This is a genomic window from Pseudonocardia sp. NPDC049635 (assembly GCF_040659795.1).
Taxonomy (GTDB): Bacteria; Actinomycetota; Actinomycetes; order Mycobacteriales; family Pseudonocardiaceae; genus Pseudonocardia.
In genome coordinates this window covers 1-2226 of the sequence record NZ_JBFAON010000055.1, presented here as the reverse complement: position 1 = coordinate 2226, position 2226 = coordinate 1, and the positions used below count along the sequence as shown (strand labels likewise).

Sequence of the window (2226 nt, the reverse complement as noted above, 5' to 3'; positions counted from 1 at the left end):
TGTCGCCGGATCCTGAACTCTGACCCCCAGGCGTTCCGGGAATGTTGACCCCCTCCCGACGCTAGGGAGGTGTTGAACGTGGAGGACTGGGCGGAGATCCGTCGGTTGCACCGGGCTGAGGGTGTGCCGATCAAGGAGATCGCCCGGCGGCTCGGGGTCGCCCGGAACACGGTGCGGGCGGCGTTGCGGTCCGAGGCGCCGCCGAAGTACCAGCGGGCGCCACGGGGCTCGGTCGCCGACGCCTACGAACCGCAGGTGCGGGCGCTGCTGGTGCAGTGGCCGAGGATGCCCGGCCCGGTGATCGCGCAGAAGATCGGCTGGCCCTACTCCGAGGGTCCGCTGAAGAAGCTGCTGGCCCGGATCCGACCGGAGTACGTGGGGATCGACCCGGTCGATCGGGTCTCCTACGAGCCGGGCCAGATCGCTCAGTGCGATCTGTGGTTCCCCGAGACCCCGATCCCGGTCGCGGCCGGGCAGGCGCGGATCCTGCCGGTCCTGGTGATCGTGCTGGGGTTCTCCCGGTTTCTGTCGGCAACGATGATCCCCTCGCGTCAGGCCGGCGACATCCTGGCCGGGATGTGGCAGCTGATCTTCGAGCTGGGGCGGGTGCCGGCGACGCTGGTCTGGGACCGGGAGTCCGCGATCGGCGGGACCGGACGGGTCTCGGTCCCGGCGGCGGCGTTCGCCGGCACCCTGGCCACCCGGATCCGGCTGGCTCCGCCCCGGGATCCGGAGTTCAAGGGCATCGTCGAGCGCACCAACGGCTACTTCGAGACCTCGTTCCTGCCCGGACGCACCTTCGCCTCACCAGCCGACTTCAACGACCAGCTCGGCAACTGGCTACCGCGGGCGAACGCTCGCACCGTCCGAGCGCTGCAGGCCCGCCCGGCCGACCTGCTCGACACCGACCGTCAGGCGATGATCGAGCTGCCGCCGATCGGTCCGGTCGTCGGGCTGGCGCACCGGATCCGGCTTGCGCGCGACTACTACGTGCGCGTCGACACCTGCGACTACTCGGTCGACCCGCGGGTGATCGGCCGGTTCGTCGACATCACCGCCTCCCCGGCGCGGGTGCAGGTGTTCTGCGACGGCCAGTCGGTCGCCGATCACGAGCGCAGCTGGGCCAAGCACAGCGTGGTCACCGACCCGGCCCATGTCGCGACCGCGCAGCAGATGCGGTGCGCGCTGGGCAAGCAGCGCCACGCCGAGCAGCAGGCAGCCCAGAGCGGTGCTCGTCGGCACGGCGACGGGCACCCAGTCGCGCTGCGCACGCTGCCCGACTACGACGCCCTGTTCGGCGTCGACTTCACCCCGAGCACCCCGACAGCCGCTACGGCGGCGGAAGCGAACACGCCATGACCGCGACCACGCACACGACCAGGGCAGCACCCGCGCAGGGACTGCCCTCGATGCTGGCCTACCTCACTCGCGTGCTCAAGACCCCGACGATCGGGCGCTGCTGGGAGGAACTCGCAGCCCAGGCCCGTGACGAGACCTGGTCGCACGAGGAGTATCTGGCCGCGGTGCTGCAGCGCCAGGTCGCCGAACGCGAGTCGGCCGGGACCACGATGCGGATCCGCACCGCGCACTTCCCGGCGGTCAAGACACTCGAGGACTTCAACCTCGATCACCTGCCCTCGCTGCGCCGCGATCTGCTGGCACATCTGGCGACTGGCACGTTCGTCGCCAGGTGCGAGAACGTGGTCCTGCTCGGCCCACCCGGGCTCGGGAAGACCCACCTCGCGATCGGGCTCGGGGTCAAGGCCGCTCACGCCGGCTACTCGGTCCTGTTCGACACCGCGAACAACTGGATCACCCGACTCGCCGACGCCCACCAGGCCGGGCGGCTCGAGGCCGAGCTGAAGAAGATCCGCCGCTACAAGCTGATCATCATCGACGAGGTCGGCTACATCCCCTTCGACCAGGACGCCGCGAACCTGTTCTTCCAGCTCATCGCCTCCCGCTACGAACAGGGCAGCGTCATGGTCACCTCGAACCTGCCCTTCGGTCGATGGGGCGAGACCTTCTCCGACGACGTCGTCGCCGCCGCGATGATCGACCGCCTCGTCCACCACGCCGAGGTTCTCACCCTCACCGGCGACTCCTACCGCACCCGCGCCCGCCGCGAACTCCTCGCCAAGCAACGCAGCAACCAGGACTGACAGACCACTCGGGGGGTCAAAATCCCCGGACCCCACGGGGGTCAATTTTCAGGATCCGTTGACA

At 69.7% G+C, this 2226-nt stretch carries 2 protein-coding genes; both read left to right on the top strand.

The features are described 5' to 3' along the window. Positions 1-69: 69 nt before the first annotated feature. The gene (gene istA / locus AB0J24_RS28730; protein ID WP_358687007.1) at positions 70-1359 is read left to right on the top strand and encodes an IS21 family transposase; all 1290 of its coding nucleotides are present in this window, start codon (positions 70-72) and stop codon (positions 1357-1359) included. Beyond that, positions 1356-2162: an IS21-like element helper ATPase IstB gene (istB, locus tag AB0J24_RS28725; protein ID WP_358687006.1), complete on the top strand. Its 807-nt coding sequence runs from the start codon at positions 1356-1358 to the stop codon at positions 2160-2162. Before istA ends, istB begins: the two co-directional genes overlap by 4 nt. The last annotated feature ends 64 nt before the right edge of the window (positions 2163-2226 follow it).

What these genes read in the sequence shown, in the direction of transcription:
- istB (WP_358687006.1), top strand. Translation starts at nt 1,356, where the DNA reads ATGACCGCGACCACGCACACGACCAGGGCAGCACCCGCGCAGGGACTG.